The organism is Allocoleopsis sp. (assembly GCF_036703385.1).
GTDB lineage: Bacteria > Cyanobacteriota > Cyanobacteriia > Cyanobacteriales > Coleofasciculaceae > Allocoleopsis.
In genome coordinates this window covers 1-5,323 of record NZ_DATNPA010000395.1, presented here as the reverse complement: position 1 = coordinate 5,323, position 5,323 = coordinate 1, and the positions used below count along the sequence as shown (strand labels likewise).

Below are 5,323 nucleotides of genomic sequence, written 5' to 3'. Positions count from 1 at the left end.
CTGGCTGCTGAAACCACTACTCCGAATCAAAGGACACTCAATCAATCTCAACCCGTGTCACGACAAGCGGCTCTGACGCTCGAACGAACAGCCTGTTTTGGCTTTTGTCCTATTTATAAGCTCACTGTTTATGGCAATGGTAAGGTAGTTTATGAGGGCCAGCGGTTCGTGAAAGTGACTGGCACCCGAACCACAACCATCAGTCAAACAGCCGTTAGAAAGCTCATTGCAGACTTTCAAAAGCTCAACTACTTCAAGCTTCAAGACAGCTATACAGGTGGACACACCGATGCTCCTTCTGCCATCACCTCATTGACGATGGGTAAGAAACAAAAAACAGTAAACCATTACCTCGCTTCACCCAATGCACCGACCCGACTAACAGAGTTGGAAAATAAAATTGATGCCGTAGTGAATTCTAAGCAGTGGATTGGAACCGATGCTGAACGCGCCCCACGAGGAACGACAAAGTAATTGAATTGGCGATCGCTCCTGCTCAATTGCTACGAAACTATGCCCCATAGATAGCCGCAATCCAGCAATTCAAGAATCAGTAAAATAGCTCTAAACAGACACCTTATTGATGGCTTGGAGGGGATAGCAATGTCTTTGATCATTGAAGTGAGTGAATCAGGCAGCTTACAACTACCCGCCGAGATTTTACAGGCAATTGAGCCCAATACCCGCTTCGTAGTAGAGGTGGAAAGCGATCGCGACAGCGTTGCCAAGCAATATCGCTTAATCCTGTCCCCCGTTCCCCCAGAGCAACCCTTTTGGGCAACCGCTACGCCTGAAGAACGTGCTGAAAGGTTCCACCAGTGGGTACAAAGCCACAAGGATGGCTCTAATCTGCCAGACGAAGCCTTGCGGCGGGAGAATATTTACGATTGATGACAACTTATCTGTTGGATATCAATGTTTTGCTGAGAAGTAGCGATCCTAATTCACCCTTACAAGCATTAGCGGATGCCTCTGTTACTCGACTTCTTGCAAGAAGCGACCAGCTATACATCACCAGTCAAAACATTATTGAGTTCTGGGTTGTCGCAACTCGTCCAGCAAAAGTAAATGGCTTAGGATGAATGGCACTGACTGAAGCGAGCTCCTGCGGAATTTGCCCCCTCGCATCCCCCAATTGTGGGGGACTTTGAACTCTGGCTCCCCCAGAATTGGGGGTTGGGGGGCGGATCGGCTCGCTATTTCAGTGACATTCGGCTTAGGATGGAGCGTCGAATAAACTCGTACTGAAATCGAGCAAATTTTAAATCAGTTTCCGCAGCTTGAGGAAACCCCACAAGTATTCTCCCAGTGGTTCAATCTGGTGACAAGCTACCAACTTCAGGGTAAGCGCGTACATGATGCCCGATTGGTTGCCGTGATCTTGGCGCATGGTGTAACGCATTTACTGACATTTAACCCAGATGATTTCCGGAGCATCAATGAAATTGTAGTGGTTCATCCCCAAGCGTTAGCGTAACGGCGGCGCAATCGCATCGCGAACCTAGAGGCGGAAGGCTAGCGCGATCGCCCTGAAATATTCGCTCTAAAATGTCAGGTGGTCGATGGAAGTTCCAACATCTCTGGTTGTTCTTTGATAAGAGCCAGAGGTTGTTTGATCTGCCAGGTTTTGTCCTGGGAGAGTTCCAGCAATAATTGATGGTAATTTGCCAACGTAGAGCGATGCCCCACACTCAAAAAAGTAGTCCCTTTCGCCTGCAAATGTTGATATAACCGTTCCTCATTGCCCAGATCTAACGCGCTAGTGGCTTCGTCCAGAATGGCGTACTTGGGTTTGTTCAACAGCAACCGGGCGAAGGTTAACCGTTGTTGTTCACCCAACGAGAGGACATCTGCCCAATCCTGTTCGGCATCAAAGCCACCAAACCGTTCATCTAAACCCGCTAAGTTCACCTGCTCCAGAACTTGCTTCAAGTGTTCGTCGTCAACCTCAAGGTGAGTGTTGGGATAGAGCAGTTGATCGCGGAGGGTGCCCAGCACCATGTAAGGACGCTGCGGTAAAAATAGAATCTGGTCAGGTTCAGGACGAACAATTGTACCCTTACCAGAATCCCATAACCCCGCGATCGCACGTAGCAGTGAACTCTTGCCGCAACCACTCGGCCCCATCACCAAAACTCCCTGTCCAGCAGGTAACTCTATCGACAAATCTTCCACCAACGTCCGCTGATAATTGGGAGTTTGTAGACTGAGGTGTTCGACTGCCAGCCGCTCTGCTTCAACTGTCTGAATCTGTGGCTTTTGCTCGTCGGATGCCTGGGTTGCCTCTGTCTGTTCTAAAAACTGGGCAAAGGTATAGAGACGATTAATTCCAGCTCCAAAGGTGGTCAATTGTTGGAAGCGGGCAACGACAACATTGAGCGAGAAGAAGACTCGGACAAAAGCTCCCTGTGCTTCAGAAACTTTACCCACCTCCATTTCTCCTGCAAAAATCGCGGGTGCGACAACCAGGGCAGGCAGAATAAAGGGGATGAACTCATAAGCATTCGTCAGAACATTCAAGTTCAACTCCCAAACCAGCAGCCGTTTGACATTCTCAAAGACATCCAAAAACCGATGCTTGACCTGATTCGACTCTTGCTCCTCCCCCCGGTAAAAGGCGATCGCTTCTGCATTCTCCCGAATTCGCACTAGGCTAAAGCGGAGATTCGCTTCTTTCTTGAGTTGTTCAAAGTTGAGTCGGACAAGCGGCTTACCAAACACGGCGCTTGTAACCACAGTTCCAACCAGAGCATACAGCACCAGAAAAAATACTAGGGGCTTAGAAATCCCCCAGAGTACGCTGCTGAAGGCGATCGTTGACAGCACCGACTCCACCAACCGCAGCAAAAAGGTGAGGGACTCCTGGGTAAAACTGCGAACATCCTCCGCAATCCGCTGATCTGGGTTATCAATCTCGGTTTCTGAGATATGCAGATTGTAATAGGCGCGATTCTCAAAGTAGTTATCCACGAATCGATGGGTGAGCCATTTCCGCCATTGCAAACTGAGGCGATCGCGCAGATAGGTATAGCCTGCTAAGAGAGGTGCATAAATCACCAGCACAGCGATGAAAACGATCACAGTTTGCCAGAAGCGTGGCTCATCCTGGGCTGAAAGGGCTGAAATCAGCACCCCTCGCTTGTTGTTGAGTACCACACTCAACCCGGTATACGCGAGGAGAAACAGCACGACTCCCAGCAGTAACCCTCTGGCTTGCCATTTCTCATCCCCTGACCAGTAGGACTTGGCGATCGTCCAGAACTGCTGGAGTACATTGAAGTTCAATCGATCCATCGGCTTGTTTCCCTTACAACTCGATCTGCCAGGAGATAATAGGTAAAGCTGAATCAGAGCAAAATTTGCTCCTGACTTTTCACGTTATGTGGAAACAGACATTTGAACCTAATCCCCCAACCCCCTTCTCTAGTAGGGAAGAGGGAGAAATTCAAAGCCTCTCTCCTCTTAGGAGAGGTTTGGAGAGAGGTTTTCTACATCCCGTGAAAAGTGAGAATCTGCTCAACGACTGATACAACTCATCTCTGGGCAATTGTTAAATCATGCTACAAATTTCTAATGACGTGAGCATTCCAGAGTATGAGATTGAGATGAGTGCGGTTCGCTCTCAAGGGGCAGGAGGGCAAAATGTGAATAAGGTGGCGACTGCCATTCACCTGCGCTTCGACATCGTGGCTTCCTCGCTGCCCGAGCGCTACAAAGAGCGGCTGTTGAAGCTTTCCGACCAGCGTATTACCAAAGATGGGGTCATTGTCATCAAGGCTCAAGAACACCGTAGCCAGGAACAGAATCGGGAAGAGGCATTGCAACGATTGCAAGACTTGATTAAAAGTGCGATCGCACTCCCCAAACCCCGTAAACCTAGTAAGCCGACTCGGAGTTCTCAGAGGAAGCGTCTGGATAGTAAAAGCAAGCGATCGCAACTTAAGACAATGCGAGGCAAGGTTACGGATGAATGAAGCGGAGTTCACCCATAAGCGCATCGCCTGAGGACATGGGCAATTCGCGATCGCATCCTAGAAAGGGGATTTTCAGCTCTCACTTTGAGAATTAAGGTGACAAAGTGGGGTAAATTTTTTCTAAAATTTGTAACAAAAACTTGACCCTTGAACAATAATCACTCAATCTGCTAAGGTAATCCTATTCACACTGAAAACCTAAAAATCTTTGCGCCACTCAAAAGCTGGATCAGAGCTTAAGAGCGGCTAACCCCCAAACTGAAATCGGCAGTCTGGAAGCTAGAAGAAATGGTAACATTCCTCGACGCACCCCGACTTTCTATTGCAATTAAATGGGGCGTCTTAGATTTTGGGATGCTATACATCTACCCAAAACAGGAGTGCTTTACCTTCATGTCCCAAAACCTGATTACGGCTGGGGTTATTGACCCTCGGCAAATACCCCTCGACCAAATCCGGCAGCAAGTCGCCACCTTCCTCAAAATCCCCGTCAAGCAAATCGAGCATATTGAGTGCTGGAAACATCAAATTTGGGTCAAATTGGTGGAATCTCGTGCCAAATTCATTAGTTATCGCAGCTTACCCCTGTGGATCGACCAAGGATTAACGAGCATTTTGCGCTGCACAAACCGCCCCGAACTCGATCGCATCGGTGAAATCTTGCGTACTGAACGAGATTGGTACGACGAGAATGAGATGCCTCAAGCTGTGCAACCTTGGCGCGACGCTTGGGCAAAACAAGCCCAGCAATTGAGGGAAGAAGACGAACGCCTACAACCCTTTCGTGCCCATCAGCAAGCGGGAGTGGAATGGTATGCCGCTTGGGAACGAATATTGCGCTGTTGTCAAGATTGTGCCGGACTCAAGCATTTAGCCCCAGAAATTCAGCGACAAAGCCAGGAATTTATCGATTTACCCGACGTGACGGAAGCCATGCAACGCCTGTGGAGCGATCGCTGGAAGGAACTTTCTGAAGCCATTGCATAAATAAGGTAGGCATTGCCAACCCCATAAGAGTTTTTAGCGATTACTTCTTAGCCTCTAGTCGTTGGGTCGCTTTCTCATTCTCAGGAGCCTCTTCAGCTCTCAGTGCAGCCGTCCCTTCAGCCAGTAAATCTCGTGGCTCTACAGATAAGTCAGCCGCTGTATCAATGCGACCATTGGTGTTCGTATTGGGTTTTATTGAATGACCTTTATGACTAGCGTTACCACTACCCATGACTTTTTCCTTTATACATGTATCTCAACACACTTCAGCTCTTAAATCAGCTCACCAGTTTCTTGCAGCGAGTGCAGACGCCGATAAATTCCTTCGTGGCGCAACAATTCTTCATGATTGCCCACTTCCA

8 protein-coding genes are annotated in these 5,323 nt (G+C 48.5%); 6 read left to right on the top strand and 2 right to left on the bottom strand.

The features are described 5' to 3' along the window. From V6C93_RS19555 to V6C93_RS19540, 4 genes are all read left to right on the top strand, one after another. The coding region (locus V6C93_RS19555) for a DUF6438 domain-containing protein (protein WP_333478341.1) at window positions 1-474 on the top strand (474 nt) is incomplete at its 5' end. Between the two features lie 129 nt (window positions 475-603). Continuing rightward, a complete protein-coding gene (locus V6C93_RS19550) occupies window positions 604-891 on the top strand; it encodes a hypothetical protein (protein WP_333478340.1) in 288 nt (95 codons plus the stop codon). After that, window positions 891-1,082, top strand: coding sequence for a hypothetical protein (locus V6C93_RS19545; protein ID WP_333478339.1), 192 nt, complete (start codon window positions 891-893; stop codon window positions 1,080-1,082). Before V6C93_RS19550 ends, V6C93_RS19545 begins: the two co-directional genes overlap by 1 nt. A 239-nt stretch (window positions 1,083-1,321) precedes the next feature. Next, window positions 1,322-1,477 (top strand): hypothetical protein, encoded by a 156-nt coding sequence (locus V6C93_RS19540; RefSeq protein ID WP_333478338.1) that lies wholly within the window; start codon window positions 1,322-1,324, stop codon window positions 1,475-1,477. A gap of 74 nt (window positions 1,478-1,551) precedes the next feature. Here V6C93_RS19540 and V6C93_RS19535 read toward each other — a convergent pair whose 3' ends face one another. Beyond that, on the bottom strand, window positions 1,552-3,294 hold the full coding sequence (locus V6C93_RS19535) for an ABC transporter ATP-binding protein/permease (RefSeq protein WP_333478337.1): 1,743 nt from the start codon (window positions 3,292-3,294) through the stop codon (window positions 1,552-1,554). A gap of 263 nt (window positions 3,295-3,557) precedes the next feature. On the opposite strand from V6C93_RS19535, the gene arfB reads away from it, so the two are divergent. Both arfB and V6C93_RS19525 read left to right on the top strand, forming a co-directional pair. Then, window positions 3,558-3,974 carry an alternative ribosome rescue aminoacyl-tRNA hydrolase ArfB gene (arfB, locus tag V6C93_RS19530; protein ID WP_349262770.1) on the top strand — a complete coding sequence of 139 codons (417 nt, stop codon included), beginning with the start codon at window positions 3,558-3,560 and terminating at the stop codon, window positions 3,972-3,974. A 288-nt stretch (window positions 3,975-4,262) separates the two neighbouring features. Further along, a complete protein-coding gene (locus V6C93_RS19525) occupies window positions 4,263-4,961 on the top strand; it encodes a hypothetical protein (protein WP_333478336.1) in 699 nt (232 codons plus the stop codon). Between the two features lie 40 nt (window positions 4,962-5,001). Here V6C93_RS19525 and V6C93_RS19520 read toward each other — a convergent pair whose 3' ends face one another. Beyond that, on the bottom strand, window positions 5,002-5,193 hold the full coding sequence (locus V6C93_RS19520) for a hypothetical protein (RefSeq protein ID WP_333478335.1): 192 nt from the start codon (window positions 5,191-5,193) through the stop codon (window positions 5,002-5,004). Window positions 5,194-5,323 lie beyond the last annotated feature (130 nt).